19 protein-coding genes are annotated in these 16,660 nt (G+C 57.3%); 17 read left to right on the top strand and 2 right to left on the bottom strand.

All coding sequences use genetic code 11. The features are described 5' to 3' along the window. Nucleotides 1-18: 18 nt before the first annotated feature. From QQJ84_RS04175 to QQJ84_RS04125, 11 genes are all read left to right on the top strand, one after another. Complete coding sequence (locus tag QQJ84_RS04175) at nucleotides 19-708, top strand: 4-carboxy-4-hydroxy-2-oxoadipate aldolase/oxaloacetate decarboxylase (protein ID WP_284256820.1); 690 nt, start codon at nucleotides 19-21, stop codon at nucleotides 706-708. Between the two features lie 6 nt (nucleotides 709-714). After that, nucleotides 715-1,806, top strand: a complete 1,092-nt coding sequence (locus QQJ84_RS04170; RefSeq protein ID WP_284256819.1) for a 4-oxalomesaconate tautomerase — start codon at nucleotides 715-717, stop codon at nucleotides 1,804-1,806. Beyond that, a complete protein-coding gene (locus QQJ84_RS04165) occupies nucleotides 1,803-2,696 on the top strand; it encodes an NAD(P)-dependent oxidoreductase (RefSeq protein ID WP_284256818.1) in 894 nt (297 codons plus the stop codon). The genes QQJ84_RS04170 and QQJ84_RS04165 overlap by 4 nt, the downstream gene beginning before the upstream one ends. After that, the gene (locus tag QQJ84_RS04160) at nucleotides 2,690-3,715 is read left to right on the top strand and encodes an amidohydrolase family protein (RefSeq protein ID WP_284256817.1); all 1,026 of its coding nucleotides are present in this window, start codon (nucleotides 2,690-2,692) and stop codon (nucleotides 3,713-3,715) included. Before QQJ84_RS04165 ends, QQJ84_RS04160 begins: the two co-directional genes overlap by 7 nt. After that, nucleotides 3,712-4,611, top strand: a complete 900-nt coding sequence (locus tag QQJ84_RS04155; RefSeq protein ID WP_284256816.1) for an amidohydrolase family protein — start codon at nucleotides 3,712-3,714, stop codon at nucleotides 4,609-4,611. The genes QQJ84_RS04160 and QQJ84_RS04155 overlap by 4 nt, the downstream gene beginning before the upstream one ends. Then, a complete protein-coding gene (gene ligA, locus QQJ84_RS04150) occupies nucleotides 4,611-5,006 on the top strand; it encodes a protocatechuate 4,5-dioxygenase subunit alpha (protein WP_284256814.1) in 396 nt (131 codons plus the stop codon). Before QQJ84_RS04155 ends, ligA begins: the two co-directional genes overlap by 1 nt. After that, nucleotides 4,999-5,841 (top strand): class III extradiol dioxygenase subunit beta, encoded by an 843-nt coding sequence (locus QQJ84_RS04145; protein ID WP_284256812.1) that lies wholly within the window; start codon nucleotides 4,999-5,001, stop codon nucleotides 5,839-5,841. Before ligA ends, QQJ84_RS04145 begins: the two co-directional genes overlap by 8 nt. A 19-nt stretch (nucleotides 5,842-5,860) precedes the next feature. Beyond that, nucleotides 5,861-6,805 (top strand): Gfo/Idh/MocA family oxidoreductase, encoded by a 945-nt coding sequence (locus QQJ84_RS04140; RefSeq protein WP_284256810.1) that lies wholly within the window; start codon nucleotides 5,861-5,863, stop codon nucleotides 6,803-6,805. Nucleotides 6,806-6,834: 29 nt separating this feature from the next. Continuing rightward, nucleotides 6,835-7,833: an aldo/keto reductase gene (locus tag QQJ84_RS04135; protein WP_284256808.1), complete on the top strand. Its 999-nt coding sequence runs from the start codon at nucleotides 6,835-6,837 to the stop codon at nucleotides 7,831-7,833. A 100-nt stretch (nucleotides 7,834-7,933) separates the two neighbouring features. Continuing rightward, nucleotides 7,934-8,170 carry a type 2 periplasmic-binding domain-containing protein gene (locus QQJ84_RS04130; protein WP_284256805.1) on the top strand — a complete coding sequence of 79 codons (237 nt, stop codon included), beginning with the start codon at nucleotides 7,934-7,936 and terminating at the stop codon, nucleotides 8,168-8,170. A 73-nt stretch (nucleotides 8,171-8,243) separates the two neighbouring features. Further along, entirely contained in the window at nucleotides 8,244-8,921 is a 678-nt protein-coding gene (locus tag QQJ84_RS04125) for a TetR/AcrR family transcriptional regulator (RefSeq protein WP_284256803.1), read from the top strand. A gap of 51 nt (nucleotides 8,922-8,972) precedes the next feature. Here the strand turns inward: QQJ84_RS04125 and QQJ84_RS04120 are convergent, their stop codons facing one another. Next, the gene (locus tag QQJ84_RS04120) at nucleotides 8,973-10,835 is read right to left on the bottom strand and encodes a bifunctional sugar phosphate isomerase/epimerase/4-hydroxyphenylpyruvate dioxygenase family protein (protein WP_284256801.1); all 1,863 of its coding nucleotides are present in this window, start codon (nucleotides 10,833-10,835) and stop codon (nucleotides 8,973-8,975) included. A gap of 491 nt (nucleotides 10,836-11,326) precedes the next feature. Here QQJ84_RS04120 and QQJ84_RS04115 point away from each other — a divergent pair, with 491 nt between their 5' ends. The 3 genes from QQJ84_RS04115 (at nucleotide 11,327) to QQJ84_RS04105 (ending at nucleotide 14,990) form a co-directional block, all read left to right on the top strand. Continuing rightward, entirely contained in the window at nucleotides 11,327-12,640 is a 1,314-nt protein-coding gene (locus QQJ84_RS04115) for a carbohydrate porin (protein WP_284256798.1), read from the top strand. 27 nt (nucleotides 12,641-12,667) lie between these two features. Then, a complete protein-coding gene (locus tag QQJ84_RS04110) occupies nucleotides 12,668-13,993 on the top strand; it encodes an MFS transporter (protein ID WP_284256796.1) in 1,326 nt (441 codons plus the stop codon). A gap of 163 nt (nucleotides 13,994-14,156) precedes the next feature. After that, on the top strand, nucleotides 14,157-14,990 hold the full coding sequence (locus QQJ84_RS04105) for a shikimate dehydrogenase family protein (protein WP_284256794.1): 834 nt from the start codon (nucleotides 14,157-14,159) through the stop codon (nucleotides 14,988-14,990). Here QQJ84_RS04105 and QQJ84_RS04100 read toward each other — a convergent pair. Then, nucleotides 14,980-15,273 carry a hypothetical protein gene (locus QQJ84_RS04100; protein WP_284256792.1) on the bottom strand — a complete coding sequence of 98 codons (294 nt, stop codon included), beginning with the start codon at nucleotides 15,271-15,273 and terminating at the stop codon, nucleotides 14,980-14,982. The two genes, QQJ84_RS04105 and QQJ84_RS04100, sit on opposite strands and share 11 nt — an antisense overlap. Nucleotides 15,274-15,299: 26 nt before the next feature. On the opposite strand from QQJ84_RS04100, the gene QQJ84_RS04095 reads away from it, so the two are divergent. The 3 genes from QQJ84_RS04095 to QQJ84_RS19430 form a co-directional block, all read left to right on the top strand. Then, nucleotides 15,300-15,854 (top strand): amidohydrolase family protein, encoded by a 555-nt coding sequence (locus QQJ84_RS04095; protein ID WP_284256790.1) that lies wholly within the window; start codon nucleotides 15,300-15,302, stop codon nucleotides 15,852-15,854. 225 nt (nucleotides 15,855-16,079) lie between these two features. Continuing rightward, entirely contained in the window at nucleotides 16,080-16,529 is a 450-nt protein-coding gene (aroQ, locus tag QQJ84_RS04090) for a type II 3-dehydroquinate dehydratase (RefSeq protein WP_284256788.1), read from the top strand. Nucleotides 16,530-16,600: 71 nt separating this feature from the next. Beyond that, a partial coding sequence (locus QQJ84_RS19430) for a hypothetical protein (protein WP_408861760.1) occupies nucleotides 16,601-16,660 on the top strand: 60 nt, incomplete at its 3' end.

The raw sequence follows: 16,660 nt of genomic DNA, 5'->3' as shown, positions 1-16,660 counted from the left end.
CCGCATAGGAGATCGCCAGTGGCAATAGTTGTTACCAATATCCCGCGTCCCGGCGCGGCGCTCGTCGCGGAGTTTGCGGCCTACGGGGTGGCCACGGTGCATGAGGCCCAGGGCCGCACCGGGCTGATGGCATCCTACATGCGGCCGATCTACCGCCCCGCGCATATCGCAGGCCCGGCGGTGACCTGCGAAGTGGCGCCGGGGGATAACTGGATGATCCATGTCGCGGTGGAGCAGTGCCGTCCGGGGGATATTTTGGTGGTGACGCCGACCAGCCCCTGCGAGGATGGTTACTTTGGCGATCTGCTCGCCACCTCACTGAAAGCACGAGGCGTGAAGGGGCTGATTATCAACGCCGGCGTGCGCGATGTGGCGGTGTTGACGGAGATGGGGTTTCCGGTGTGGTCGAAGGCGATTTATGCGCAGGGCACGGTGAAGGAGACCATTGCCAATGTGAATGTGCCGGTGGTGTGCGCGGGGGCGCGTGTGGTGCCGGGCGATGTGATCGTGGCCGATGATGATGGCGTGGTTGTGGTGCCCTGCCGCAGCGCCGCCGCCGTGTTGGCCAAGGCCAAGGCGCGCGAGGAGATGGAGGAAGGCAAGCGGCTGCGCTTCGAGGCCGGGGAGCTTGGCCTGGATGTGTATGACATGCGCGCGCGCCTGGCCGCCAAGGGGCTGAAATACGTCGACAGCCTGCCACAGGAGTAGGCTGATATGCTCACCGCCATCCCCTGCACCATCATGCGCGGCGGCTCCTCGAAGGGGCTGTATTTTGCCGCGGCTGATCTGCCCGCCGATAGGGCGTTGCGCGACCAGGTGTTGCTGGCGGCGATGGGCTCGCCGGATATACGCCAGATCGATGGGCTTGGCGGGGCGCATCCGTTGACCAGCAAGGTGGCGGTTATCAGCGCCTCGGCGCGCGCGGATGCGGATGTTGACTATCTGTTTCTGCAGGTCGTGGTGGACAAGGCGCAGGTCAGCGACAGTCAGAACTGCGGGAATATTCTGGCAGGTGTTGGCCCTTGGGCGATTGAAAATGGCCTGGTGGGGGTGAGCGGCCCCGTGACGCCGGTGCGGATCCACATGGTGAACACCGCAAGCATCGCCGTGGCGCATGTGCCGACGCCGGGCGGTGTTGTGGAATATGAGGGCGACGCGCGGATTGACGGTGTACCGGGGACGGCGGCGGCGATTTCCATCGACTTTCTTGATGTCGCCGGGTCAAGCTGTGGCGCGTTGCTACCGACTGGAAATGTGGTGGACGAGGTTGAAGGCGTGAGGGTGACCTGCATCGACAACGGGATGCCGGTGGTGATTTTGCGCGCCGCAGACTTCGGCAAAACCGGCGCGGAAAGCCCGGAAGAACTGGAGGCTGATCCGGTGCTGAAGGCGCGGGTCGAGGCGATACGGCTGGCATTGGGGCCGCGGATGAACCTGGGCGATGTAACCCGCAAGACAGTGCCGAAAATGACGCTGGTGGCGGCACCGCGCGAGGGCGGGGCGGTTTCGACACGGACGTTTATCCCGCACCGGGTGCATGAGGCGATTGGTGTGCTGGGCGCGATCAGCGTTGCCACCGCCTGCGTGATTCCGGGCAGCGTGGCGGCGGAGGTTGCGGTTCTGGGCGCATCCGGTGGTAGTGTTTCGATTGAGGTCGAGCATCCGACCGGGTTTTTTGCGGTGAATATGGAAGTTGAGCCGGTGGACGGCAGCGTGCGGGTGAAACGCTCCGCGCTGATCCGCACCGCGCGCAAGTTGATGCGGGGCGAGGTGTTTATCCCTGGCCGCGTCTGGTCCGGGCGATGAGCGGGGCGATAAAAATCTGCCTGCTGGGGCTGGGCGAGGTTGGCCGGACGCTGGCCGAGGATCTGGCGCGATACAGGCTGACCGCCTGGGATTTGCGCTTTGCCGACGCACAGAGCGCCCCCTCACACGCGCGGCAGGAGCGGGGGTTGCCGGCGTCTCGCGACGCGATTGAGGCGGTGGAGGATGCGGATATCGTGATCTCCGCGGTGACGGCGGCGCAGGATCGGGAGGCGGCGCGCTCGGTGGCGCCTGGTCTGCGCGAGGGGGCGTTTTTCATGGATTTGAACTCCGCTTCACCCGGTTTGAAAGGGGCGGTGGCCGAGTTGGTTGGAGCTGCGGGCGGGCGTTATGTCGAGGCGGTGGTGATGTCGCCGATCGCCAACAAGCGCATTGCCTCGCCGGTGCTGCTTGGGGGGCCGCATGCGCAGGTGTTTCTGCCGGTGGCGCAAGCGCTGGGCTTTAGTGGTGCTTCGGTTTTTTTCGATGAAGTTGGCCCCGCATCCGCCACCAAAATGTGCCGTAGCGTGATTATCAAGGGGCTGGAGGCGTTGTTGACTGAATCCTTGTTGGCGGCGCGCTATTATGGGGTTGAGGCGCCGGTTTTAGAGTCGTTGAGTGATTTTTTTCCCGGGCAGGATTGGCGGGCGCTGGCGCGGCTGTTGATTTCGCGCGGGCTGCTGCACGGAACGCGCCGGGCGGAGGAAATGCGCGAAGCAGCCGCAACGGTGGCGGAGGCGGGTATCGAGCCGTTGATGAGTGAGGCATGTGCCCGGCGGCAGGACTGGTCAGCGCGATATGCGACGGCGCTGCAATATGAAAATCTTGAAGAAATGCTGGACGCCATCCGCACGGAGGCGGCAACTGCGCATAAGGAAACTGTCACATGCTGATTATCGACTGCCACGGCCACTATACCACGGCTCCCGAGCCGCACCAGAAATTCCGCGAGGCGCAGCTGGCCTGGGCGGCCAACCCCGCCGGGGCCGCGCCGAAGCCTGGGTTCATCAGCGATGATGAAATACGCGAGAGCATCGAGGGTGCTCAGTTGAAGCTGCAGCGCGAGCGCGGGGCGGATGTGACGATTTTCTCGCCGCGCGCATCGGCCATGGCGCATCATGAGGGCAATGAGCAGATCTCGCAGGATTGGACGCGCGCGTGCAATGATCTGATTTACCGTGTCGTGGGGCTGTATCCGCAGAATTTTGTTGGCGTATGCCAGCTTCCGCAATTTCCCGGCGTGCCGGTGGAAAATTCCATTGCCGAATTCGAGCGCTGCGTTAATGAGCTGGGTTTCATTGGGTGCAATTTGAACCCCGACCCGTCCGGCGGGCATTGGACCTCGCCGCCGTTGACGGATAAGCATTGGTATCCGCTTTACGAGAAGATGGTGGAGCTGGATGTCCCGGCAATGATCCATGTTTCCGGTTCGTGCAATGCCTGCTTCCATGCCACAGGCGCGCATTATATCAACGCTGATACCACGGCTTTCATGCAGTTCATCCAGGGCGATCTGTTCAGGGATTTTCCAAGCCTTCGCTTCATCATTCCGCATGGCGGCGGCGCGGTGCCGTATCATTGGGGGCGCTACCGCGGACTTGCGGACATGATGAAGAAGCCAAACCTGCGCGAACATGTGATGAAGAATGTGTTCTTCGATACTTGCGTGTATCATCAGCCGGGGATTGATCTGCTGGCGCGCGTGATCGATGTGGAGAACATATTGTTCGGCTCGGAAATGGTGGGCGCGGTGCGCGGCATTGACCCCGAGACCGGGTTTTATTTTGACGACACCAAGCGCTATATTGATGATCTGGCGATGGAGGACGCGGATAAGCACAGGATTTTTGAGTTGAATGCGCGCCGTGTGTTTCCGCGTCTGGATGCGATTTTGAAAGGCCAGGGACGATGAGTTCTTTCACTACGGATGCAAACTGGATACCCTTCCACCCCAACCCATCCAAACCGGCTTTTGTGCCGCCGGCCGGGGCTGTGGATGCGCATTGCCATGTGTTTGGTCCGGGCAATATTTTTCCCTACGCACCAGAGCGCAAATATACGCCGTGCGATGCCCCAAAGGAAAAACTGTGGGCGCTGCGTGACTATCTCGGATTTTCGCGCAATGTGATTGTGCAGGCGACCTGCCATGGCGCGGATAATCGCGCGCTGGTGGACGCGTTGCAAGCTTCCGGCGGTATGGCGCGCGGTGTGGCGACTGTGAAGCGGAGCGTGACCTACGATGAGCTGGCGGCGCTGCATGCAGCTGGTGTGCGCGGGGTGCGGTTCAATTTTGTCAAGCGTCTGGTGGATGCTTTGCCGCGCGATGAGCTCGTGGAAATCGCCGAACGCATCAAGGTGCTCAGCTGGCACACTGTCATCTATTTCGAAGCGCAGGAGCTGCCGGAGCTTTATGATTTCTTCACGGCTTTGCCGGGGATTGTCGTGGTCGACCATATGGGCAGACCGGATGTGAGCAAGCCCGTGGACGGGCCGGAGTTTGAATTGTTTGTTCGCTTGATGCGCGAGCATACGAATTTTTGGTCGAAGGTGACGTGCCCGGAGCGGCTTTCGAAAGTTGGGCCGCCCGGTTATGAGGATGTGATTCCATTCGCCCGGCGTATTGTGGAGGCGTTCCCGGATCGTGTGTTGTGGGGCACGGATTGGCCGCATCCCAACATGACCACGCATGCACCCGATGATGGTGGATTGGTGGATTTTATTCCCAGCATCGCCCCAACCGAGGTGTTGCAGCGCAAGTTGCTGGTGGATAACCCGATGCAGCTTTATTGGCCGGAGGAGCATGTGTGATGACGGGTGGAAAGCCTTATGACAATGTCCCGGGGACGGTGATTTTTGATGCGGAGATGTCGCGGCGGGGATATCACCTGAACCAGTTTTGCATGTCGCTGTTGAAGGCGGTGAACCGGGAGCGGTTCCGTGCGAATGAGCGCGCCTACCTTGATGAATGGGCGATGAGCGAGGAGCAGAAACAGGCGGTGCTGGCGCGTGATTATAACAAAATGATCGCGCTGGGCGGGAATATCTATTTTTTGGCGAAGATTTTTGCGACCGATGGCAAGAGTTTTCAATATGCCGCGGCGTTGATGACCGGGATGAGCCAGGAAGATTATGCGAACATGATGCTCAATGGTGGCCGGTCTGCCGAAAACAATCGATACAAGGGGGAACAATCCGATGGCTAAAATTACTGCGGGTGTCGCAACCTCGCATGTTCCCGCAATCGGGGCGGCGCTGGATCTTGGGAAAGCCGGCGACGCATATTGGAAGCCGTTGTTTGATGGCTATGAATTCTCCAAACGCTGGATCGCGGCGGAGAAGCCGGATGTGGTGTTCCTTGTCTATAATGATCATGCAACGGCATTCAGTCTTGATTGTATTCCGACTTTTGCCATTGGCTGTGCGGAATTTTTTCAACCCGCCGATGAAGGGTGGGGTGCGCGGCCCGTGCCGGTGGTTGAAGGCGCGCCGGAACTGGCGGCGCATATTACGCAGTCAGTCATTGAGTCAGATTTTGACCTGACAATCATGAACCGCATGGAGGTAGATCACGGGTTGACGGTGCCCCTTTCGCTAATGTTCGGGCAGCCTGAGGCATGGCCTTGCAAGGTGATCCCGTTTGCCGTGAATGTCGTGCAATATCCGCCGCCTTCAGGCCGGCGGTGCTATAATCTGGGCAAGGCGATCCGCAAGGCGGTTGATTCCTACGGTAAGGATCTCAAGGTGCAGATATGGGGCACTGGCGGGATGAGCCACCAGCTGCAAGGGCCGCGCGCGGGGTTGATTAACCGTGAATTCGATACGATGTTCCTCGACCGCCTGGTCAATGATGCAGATGCACTCTCTATGATGCCGCATATCGACTATGTTCGTGAGGCAGGCTCCGAGGGTGTGGAACTGGTCATGTGGTTGATTATGCGCGGGGCGCTCGATGCCGAGGTTGAGGAAGTGTATCGCTTCTACCATGTTCCGGCGTCGAATACGGCGGTTGGGCATATTATTCTGAAAAACAAATCGTAAAAAATCGCTAGGAAAAATCATGAAAGTCATTCTCGCCGGAGCCGGCGCTTTTGGTCAAAAACATCTGGATGCGATCAAATTGATCGATGGTGTTGAAGTTGTCTCCCTGGTTGGCCGTGATCTTGAAGGCACCAAGGCAACCGCGGTAAAATATGGCGTGGGCCATGTGACGACCGATTTGCAGGAGGCGCTGGACCAGCCTGGCGTGGATGCCGCCATACTCTGCACGCCGACGCAGATGCATGCGGCGCAGTCCATTCAGTGCATGCGTTCGGGCAAGCATGTGCAGGTTGAAATTCCGTTGGCGGATTCATGGGAAGACGCGCAGGCGGTTGCCCGGCTGCAAAAGGAGACTGGCCTGGTTTGCATGGTTGGTCATACGCGCCGGTTTAATCCGTCGCACCAATGGGTGCATAACAAGATCATCAAGAATGAACTAAAAATTCTGCAAATGAATGTGCAGACTTATTTTTTTCGCCGCACCAATATGAATGCACTGGGGCAGGCGCGGTCCTGGACCGACCATCTGCTGTGGCACCACGCGGCGCATACGGTGGATTTGTTCCAATATCAGACCGGCGAGACCATTATCGCCGCCAATGCCGTTCAGGGGCCGATCCATCCTGTGCTGGGGATCGCGATGGATATGTCGATCCAGTTGAAGACCAGCGGCGGGGCGATTTGCACACTCTCACTATCATTCAACAATGAAGGTCCGCTCGGGACATTTTTCCGCTATATTGGCGACAATGGCACCTATATTGCGCGATATGACGATCTGTTGAACGGCAAGGAGGAGGTAATCGATGTTTCCAAGGTTGCTGTCTCCATGAACGGAATTGAACTTCAGGACCGCGAATTTTTCTCAGCGATCGCGCAGGGGCGGGAGCCGAACGCCAGTGTTGCCAAGGTGTTGCCCTGCTATGAGGTGCTACATCGGCTTGAACAGTCTTTGAAGGCGTGATTTTGGCGGCTGGCTGAGGGTAGAGAAGCATGCGGACACGGAAAATCGGCGCCTTCGAGGTCACGGAAATTGGCCTTGGCTGCATGAGTCTGAGCCATGCGTATGGTGCGCCACCATCGCGCGCGGTGGCGGAGTCGTTGTTGCTGGCGGCGATTGATGAGGGGGTTACACATTTCGATACTGCGGCGCTATATGGTTTTGGCCGCAATGAGCAGCTTGTTGGAGAGGTGCTGCAGCCGTATCGCAAGCGGATAATGCTGGCGAGCAAATGCGGGATGACGGGTGTTGATGGCAAGCGTGTTATCGACGGCCGCCCGGCGACGCTGAAGGCGACATGCGAGGCGTCGTTGAAAAATTTACGCACGGATGTGATCGACCTGTATTATCTGCACCGGTGGGACAGGACCGTGCCAATTGAGGAGAGTGTTGGCGCGTTGGCTGATCTTGTGGCGGCGGGCAAGATCAGGACGATTGGATTATCCGAGGTTTCCGCGCAAACTTTGCGTAAGGCGCATGCTGTGCATCCGATCGCGGCGGTGCAGACCGAGTATTCATTATGGACGCGTAATCCGGAGTATGCGGTGTTAGGTGCGTGTGAGGAGCTCGGTGTTAGCCTGGTGGCGTTCTCGCCGGTTGGGCGTGGGTTTTTGGCCGGCGGTGTCACCGATACTTCGCTGCTGATGGAGGGCGATATCCGGCGCGGGATGCCGCGATTCCAGGCGCCGCAATTTGAGAAAAATCTTGGTCTCCTGCCTGGGCTTGCTGAAATGGCGAAAGAGGTGGGCGCAACCATGGGGCAGTTGGCTCTGGCATGGGTGTTATCGCGCTCGGCCTGTATCGTGCCGATTCCGGGGACGACTTCGGTTGCGCATTTGCGCGAGAATGTCGCGGTGTCCGGCGTGGTGCTGACGCAAGCGCAGCTCGAACGTCTTGGCCGGATTATATCTCCGGTGAATGTGGCGGGGGCGCGTTATCCGGCCGCGACAAACGTGGAAATCGACACGGAGGACGCCCCGCCGGAAGTGTAAGGGCGTTCTCGCTGCGGCTTGTCTGATGAATGGTATTGTAAGATCGGCGATAACATCGCAGAGGAAGCGATATGCCGGCCGAGGTTAAGCAGCGGATCATGTGCCGGATAAAGCTGGAACTGCCTGGCTGGCGGCAATTGTCGCCAGCACGGACCTGATCGCCACGCCATATCAGGCAACCCTGGCGCAGGGCGCTGTGTTGCGGCTGTTTGCACTTCCTGCATTCACGGTGAAGTTGCATTGGCATGCCCGCTACCATGAAGAGGCGGGGAATCGCTGGTTGCGCGGGGTTTGCGCGCATTTATTCCGGCAAAAAATGATTAATTCAGCAGATTGAGCACCGAGTGGCTTTTTAACCGCCGTAAACAATGCCAAACTGCTAAAAATCGACGACTAAGGGATAGAATAACATGAAACCATCTGATTCAGTTGAAATTTTTGGAACTGATTCGCATGTGCGCCATGCTCGTGCCCGTGACCCGGAACGTACCAAGCAGGACATTTTGGACGTGGCGACGCAGGAGTTTTCCACGAACGGCTACGCCGGCGGCAGGGTCGATGCCATTGCCGCGAAAACGCAGACCACAAAACGTATGATCTATTACTATTTTGGCAGCAAGGAGCAGCTTTACAGCCAGGTGCTGGAACGTGCCTACAGCGGCATCCGGCGGGTTGAAGAGCATATGAACCTTGACCGGCTGGACCCGGAGACGGCGCTGCGGCGGCTGGTGGAGTTCAGCTTTGATTATCATCATGAACACCCGGAATTCGTGAGGCTGGTGATGATCGAAAATATTCACAACGCCGAACACGTAAAAGGCTCGGAGACCGTGAAGAAGACCAACACCCCCGCCATTACCGTGTTGCGGCAGCTCTTGGCGCGTGGCCGCAAAGCAGGGGTCTTCAAACGCGATATTGACCCGGTTGACCTGCATTTCATGATCAGCGCGCTGTCGTTTTATCGCGTGTCCAACGCCAACACTTTTGGCGCGCTTTTTGATTGCGACTTGAACGAGCCGCGCTTGCGTGAGCGCCAGCGCCGGCTGGTCACCGACGCCATCGTGACATTTTTGATGTCGCCCGGATAAAATCAAAATGCCACGGAGGATGCTGAGCACTCCGTGGCGGCGTCTGCATCGCTATTTGCCGAGTTCGCGTTGTCTGGCCATGGCGGCGAGGCGGATGGGAGCATTGCTGGCGCCATAGCCCTGGTAGCCGTGGCGCTCCAGAAGCTCGAAGAAGAACCGGCCTGAGAAGCTGGGCGTGTAGGCGTGGCGGAAGTCGCCATGCGCGTCGCGGTCGTAGAGGATGCCACGTTTTTCAAGCTCGGCGAGGGTATCGTCATCAAGGCCGAAGCGGGCGGCAAGGTCCTCATAATAGTTGGCGGGTATCGGCAAAGCGGTGAGGCCGGCGGCGCGGGCGTTTTGCGTGGCGGTGAGGATATCGGGCGTGGCAAAGGCGACGTGGTGTACACCAGGCCCCGCGGCTTCACTGACAAAGCGCGCGGTTTCAGTCGCGGGGCTTTCGGAGATGTTGAGCACGACGCGGACATTGCCATTCGGACTTTTCATGGTCCGCGAACGGATCAGGCCGAAGCGGTCAGCGAATTCGATGGTCGGCTCAGGTGTCAGGCCGAAAAGCGTGCGGTAGAAGAGCACGAATCTGTCCATGGAGCCCGGGGTGAGCGCCTGGGCGATGTGGTCGATGTTGAGGGAAGCCGCCGGCTTTGGCTCCGCCGGAGGGGCGAGGTTGAAATCCTGGGTCCACATCGCGGCGGCGTCAGCGGGCTCCACCAGATAGAGCAACGTGCCGTCAGGTTCGCGGACGGCGGGAATCCGGTGTTCGCCGGGGCCGGTTCGCTCGGCCCAGGTGGGGGAGAGCAGGGCCGAGGCCCGCGCCAGCGTGGGGGCGACTTGGTCCACCTTGAGGGCCAGCGCGCACACCGAGGGACCGTGGCGGACGAAATGCTCGGAGGCGGAACTGTCAGGTTCGGCGTTGAGGACGATGTTCACCTCGCTCTGGCGGTATAGGTTAACAGCCTTGGAGCGGTGCCGGCCGGTAAGTTCAAAGCCAAGCGTGCCGAGCACGGCGGCGAGGCGTTCAGCAGCCGGCGCATCAACCGCGAATTCAATGAATTCAAAGCCCCCCAAAACCGGGGCGGGCGGCAGTTTGGTGTGCCCGGCCTCGGCCTCCACCCAGATCAGTGATCGCAAGGCATCCAGCGCCATCGGCCGGGGCGGCCCGGCGCGGAATTCATCGTTGAAAATTTCCAGGCTCAGCGGTCCCCGGTAACCGGCGCGCAGCGCATCGCGGACGAAGCCCGCTACGTCAAAATCGCCCTGGCCGGGGAAATTACGATAATGCCGGCTCCAGGAGAGCACATCCATGGTGAGGCGCGGGGCATCGGCCAGCTGCATGAAGAAAATCTTCTCGCCGGGCACTTCGCCGATGCCGGTCAGGTTATCGCCCAGCGCCAGGGTGTGGAAACTGTCCAGGGCCAGGCCGAAGGCCGGATGGTCCACGCGCTTGATGATGTCCCACGCCTGCCGCCAAAACTTTACGTGCCGGCCCCAGGCCAGCGCCTCATAGGCAATTTTGAAGCCACGCTGCCCGGCACGCTCCGCCAGAAGCGAGAGATCGGCGGCCGCGCGGGCCTGATCATTCACGGTTGATTCCTGAATGTTGCTGCACAGCAGGAGGAGATCCGTTCCCAGCTCACCCATGACATCGAATTTCCGCTCCGCCCGCGTCAGGTTCCGGGCAAGCTGGGCTGGCTCCATACCTTCAAAGTCGCGGAATGGCTGGAAAATGGAAATGCCGATCCCCAGATCACTGGCCATGCGGGAGACGTCCCGCGGCGTGCCGTCGAAGCTCAGCAAATCAGCCTCGAATATCTCCACGGAGTCGAAGCCGGCCGCGGCCGCGGCCTCCAACTTGTCGGGCAATGTGCCACTGAGCGAGACGGTTGCAATGGATTTTGGCAACGGAGTTGAGTCGGTCACGGCGCTGGTATCCTGTTGTGGTGGCGAAGCACATAGCAATTAAAAATTCAAAAATCGGCAAAAAAAACTTGCAATGTACTGATCGGTTAGTTACTGGAAAAAATATAGACCAATAAGCGGATCGTCCACAAGTTAAATTCAATGAGGTAGTCTTTGCTGCATTGCAGGAGAAATCGGCTTATTTCCGAAAGGGAGATGAGTATGACGCATATCATGGCGCTAAGCTGTGAGCCCGCCGAAGATATAATTCGTAGAAATAATTATGTACCAACTGGATTAACTCGTGCGGGTGGCATGTGTTCCCGCTCGCCGGTCTTTCCTGAAGGCAAAGCAATGGTTCGAGACAGAATGTCAACGGGGGGATAAGACGCCCCTTTGGTGAACCATCTGGTTCATTAAGAGCACTCATGGCCGTGTTGGCCATGGGGAAAGTGAAGGTATTGGCGCCTAGACGCCAAAAATTATTGAAAGGGAGAACAATGAATAAAGCAATGCAACCGCGGACACGCCTGGGGCTGAAGACAAGCTTGCTGGCAGGTGCCGCCATTATCGCCGTAACCAGCGCCGCGCACGCACAGGTGGCACCTGCGTCATCCTACAATATCTGGACCAGCCCGACCATGACAGGCGACTGGAATGGCGCGCGCACCAAGCTCAAGGATGTCGGCATTACCCTCGGCGGTTTCTACACCGGCGAGTTTGCGGACGGCATCTCCGGCGGCAACCGCCAGGGCGGCGATATTGCCTCGCAGTTTGGCCTCGGCATGGATGTCGACCTTGGCAAGCTTGCTGACCTCAGCGGGGCGAGTCTACATTTCGCAGTCAACCAGCGCGTCGGCCGCAACACCTCGGCTGACTATATCGGCAACAGGCTTGCCGTGCAGGAAGTCTATGGCGCTGGCGAGACGCTGCGCATCGTGGAAATGAGCTACGAGCAGAAGTTTGATGATGGCGCCATCGACACGAAAATCGGCTTCTACCCGATGGGCAATGATTTTGCCGGGACCCCGCTGCTCCTGGATTTCCAGAACGTCGGCTTCTGCATCCATCCGCAGAATCTTCCGGCTTCCAGCGGTTGGTCTGATTATCCCACCGGCAAGTGGGGCGGGCGGATCAAATGGATGCCTACGACCAATTCCTACATCCAGGCGGGTGTGTACGACGTTAACCCCGGCTACTACGCCAAGTCCAACGGTCTGAAGGTCAGCACCTCGGGCTCTACCGGCGCGCTGATCCCCCTCGAGGTCGAATACACATCAGCCCTTGGCGCTGCCGGAATGCCGGGGCATTATAAGGCCGGCGTGTATTACGACACTTCGACGGTGAAAAACGCAGCCGATGTCACCAGCGCGGAAACGGCGATGGAAACAGGCCGTTACGGCGGATATCTGCTGGCGGACCAGATGATCTACAGTTTCGATGGCACGCCAAAGCGTGGCCTGATTGCCTTCGCCCAGGTTTCCTATTCCGATCCGCAGACATCGGTGTATGAAAGCACCCTGGCCGGTGGCGTCGTCGCGCAGGGGCCGTTCGAAGCGCGGCCACATGATTTCATTGCGCTTGGCTATGTCCGCGCGGGGCTGAACAACCGTACGATCAATGCCAAAGAACTCGCCTCGGGTGGCAAGCTCTCTGGCCTTTCCAACGGTGAGGGCGTGGTGGAACTCGGCTACGGTCTGCAAGCCACACCTTGGCTGTTGATCCACCCGAACGTGCAGTACATCACCGATCCTGGCACGTTCTCCTACAACAAGCATCTCAAAAATGCCTGGGCGATCGGCCTGCAAACCAAAATTGTATTTTAAGAAACCAACCTAAGGAGGACGCTTTTGATGAGCACGACAACAGCCGCTACACTGGAAAAGGCGGTATCTACGCCGCGAACCAATATCCGTATCCGAATGTTGATGGTCATTGCTTTGGCAGTAACCATCAACTATCTCGACCGCGCCATTCTGGGCATCGCTTCGCCTTCGATACGGCATGAATTTGGGATCGGGCCCGCGGAGATGGGCGTTTTATTCTCGGTTTTTTCCTGGTCCTATCTGTTCTTCCAGCTACCTGGCGGCGTATTGCTTGACCGTTTCGGTAACCGCATGATTTATAGCATCGCGCTGGTCGGCTGGTCCCTTTTCACCGTCTTCCAGGGGCTGACGCCAGGGCTTGCCGGCTTTGTCGTCGCGCGCTTGGGTCTGGGAACATTTGAGGCACCCTGTTTTCCGGCCAACAGCAATATTGTAGGTATGTGGTTTCCGCGCAGTGAGCGCGGCCGGGCCATCGGTGTTTACACCGCGGCGGAATATGTTGGCCTGGGCTTCTTAACGCCCGCTCTGTTTTGGATTCTCTCGACATTCGGCTGGCGTTCTTTGTTTATTATAACAGGTAGCATCGGCATTCTTATCGGCGCGGTGATGTGGTCTTTCTATCGTGATCCGACCAAGAGCAAGGCTGTTAATGCAGCAGAGCTTTCTTATATCGAGGCAGGCGGCGGTCTGGTGCAGAAGAATATTAGCGGCACCAAATTTAGCTTTGAAAACGTCCGCGCGCTGTTTGCACATCGTCAGATGTGGGGTTTGTGCATTGGTCAGTTCTCGGTTTATGCAACGTTTGTGTTTTTCCTCACTTGGTTTCCAACCTATTTGGCAACCCAGCGTCATATGGCTTTCATTAAAATCGGTATCTTTGCAAGCATTCCTTATATTGCTGGATTTTTTGGTATTCTGTTTGCAGGTGTCTTGACCGATTGGCTATTGAAGCATGTGAGCCTCAACCTTGCGCGCAAGCTGCCGGTTGTTGCCGGTTTGCTTTTGGCGACAACGATTATTTCGGTCAATTATGTTTCCAACAGTACCGTTGTTCTCGCCATCCTCTCGGTTGCATTTTTTGGTCAAGCAATGTCATCCTCCGGTTGGGCGGTACTTTCAGAAGTTGCCCCTAAGGGCCTGCTAGGTTTGGTTGGTGGCTTCTTCAGCTTTTCAGCCAATCTGTCCGGCATTGTTGTTCCCATTGTCATCGGCTTTATCGTTCAGGAGACGGGTTCATTTGTCGATGCGCTGGGCTTCATGGGCGTGATTGCGGCGATTGGCGCCTTTGCGTGGATCTTTATCATCGGCGACATTCACATGCTGGATATTCAGGTCAAGGGGCAGACAAAATAAGTCTGATCCTGCTCAGGATGGGGGCTGCTTCGGCAGCTCCTATTTCTGTTGGATGGGAATAAGAGATGTCAAAGATTATTTATGTTCTGTACGGCCTGAAATCTAATCATGATTTGGCGCACCGGCCGGGAACGTATGGTTATGAGACGCTGGAGGACTCACTATGATTACCGGACGCACCACCATTATCGCTCATATTGGCTATCCCACAGAGGCATTCAAGGCGCCGATGATTTATAATCCGTGGTTTGAAGCCAAGAGCATTGACACAGTTGTCGTGCCGATGGGAGTCGAGCCCGCGGTATATCCCGAGGTTCTCCGAGCATTGTTCAAGATCAAGAACATGCATGGCGCGTTGATCACGATGCCGCATAAAATCATCACCACACAGCTCCTCGACGAACTCACTATAACCGCAAAAGTCGCAGGATCTTGCAACGCCATCTTACGCCGCCCGGATGGTTCACTGTTGGGCGCCATGTTTGATGGTGACGGATTCGTGCGCGGTGTTGCCCGCAAAGGCAGAATAATTGCCGGAACCAGGGTGTTGGTGGTTGGCAGTGGCGGTGTCGGTTCTGCGATTGCGGCTTCGCTCGCCGAGGCAAATCCAGCAGCGATTGCCGTGTACGATGGCAATCAGGCCGCGGCTGACGCGCTGGCCGGCCGCTTGCGCGCCCACTACGCCGCTTTGGAAGTCATCACAGGTTCAAATGATCCTCATGGTTTTGACATCGTCATCAATGCCACGCCAATGGGTATGAAGGACGGTGACCCGCTACCTTTTGACATCGATCGTGTGGCGTCCACGACCTTTGTGGGTGAAGTCGTGATGAAGGAAGAGTATACGCCACTGCTCCGCCGGGCGATGGCAAAGGGCTGCATGGTTCAGGTTGGAACGGACATGTTGTTCGAACAAATTCCAGCCTATCTCGAATTCTTCGGTTATGGCACCGCGACGCCGGAGGAATTACGCAGCATTGCCATGCTTAAATATTGAGGCGCGAGCACCGGCAATGTCCATCTTCGATGAGCCAAAGATTGATTGCCATTGCCACCTGCTTGATCCAGCCCGCTTCTCTTATAGCAAAGAGGCTCGATTTCATCCGGCAGGGCAGGAAATCGCCACCGTGGCACAGATCGGGCATGTTTTCACGGCGTATGGTGTACGCCATGCCCTGTTCGTTCAGCCAAACTCCGGTTATGAGAGCGATAATCGCTGCATGCTTGATGGCATTGCAAAAAATCATGGTACATACAAAGGAATAGCCGTTGTAGCGCATGATATAAATGTACAAAAATTAAAAAAATGCGCGCGGCGGGAATTGTTGGCGTCGCATTTAATTTGCCTTTTCATGGTGTGCCCTATTATCTTGGCGCGGAGGCGCTTCTGGCCAGGCTGGCAGAGTTGGATATGATCTTGCAGCTTCAGGTGCAAAATACCGATTTGCTCGAGTTTCTTCCGTTGATTGAAAAATATCCTGTCCGTTTGTTGATCGACCATTGCGGGCGGCCAGACATCGCGGCTGGTCCGCGGGGTGAGGCTTTTCAGGCGTTGCTGACGCTTGGCCAGACCGGACGGGCGGCCGTTAAACTCTCTGGCCATATCAAATTCTCACATACATCATATCCGTTCCAAGACACCTGGCCATTTATACAAGCACTGGTCGATGCATTTACGCCAGACAACTGCGTGTGGGGATCTGATTGGCCGTTTCTGCGCGCGCCGGAACGTGTGGATTATGGACCATTGCTCAGGCTTTTGGAGTATTTGCTGCCAGATGCTGCCGATCGCCGTAAGGTTTTATGGCATACGCCGCGCCGCCTGTTCGGTTTCGGTGGCACGGATAATATGTGTGCGTGAGCCATGGATTATTAACCGGGCGGTCAGGCGCGTTTTGCAGTGCTCCAGGCCAGCCCGAATACATATCGGCCGGCAATTGTTGATCCTTTGGATAATGCATTACCGTTAGTGAGCGCGCGCGACGGATTACTAAATCTGCAGGTTAATGCAGCGATCGTCGAAGCGGCCTGAACCGGCGAGACCGTAATTTGGCAATTTGCCTTAATAATATCAGAGAGAAGTATCATGAAAATTCTTATGCTGCACGGTATCAATCATAACATGTTCGGCAAGCGTGATCCAAAGCAATATGGCACGGTAACGTTGGCGGAAATTGATGGTTTGTTGCAATCACTGGGTGGTGAACTCGGGGTTGAGGTCGTGAGCTTTCAGACGAATAACGAAGGCGAGATGTGTGAGCGGATTCATGTGGCTTATAGCGAGGGCATCGATGGAGTATTGATCAACGCTGGCGCGTGGACGCATTATAGCTATGGCATACGCGACGCGCTCGCAATTCTGACAGTTCCTGTGGTAGAGTTGCATATGTCAAATATTCACGCGCGTGAGCCGTTCCGTCATCATTCGGTATTTGCAGAAATCGTGCTGGGTCAAATTTCAGGCTTCGGTGTGGATAGTTATCTCATTGCGTTGCGGGCCGCTGTGTCGGCGATTGAGGCAAGGAAGCGGAGCTGAAGCAAGGGGCGGTCCTGTTCATGCGGCGATAAGTCCGGCCTTTGAAGGATAGAGGAGAATGAGGCAAAGTCATGGATGATGATTTACGCAAGGCTGCGCTGGAATACCACCGCTGGCCTCGGCCGGGGAAG

Origin of the sequence: Acidocella aquatica, from assembly GCF_030160635.1 — a bacterium.
Classification (GTDB): domain Bacteria; phylum Pseudomonadota; class Alphaproteobacteria; order Acetobacterales; family Acetobacteraceae; genus Acidocella; species Acidocella aquatica.
Note: the sequence above shows the minus strand (reverse complement) of the source record. Positions and strands in the feature narration are given on the sequence as shown.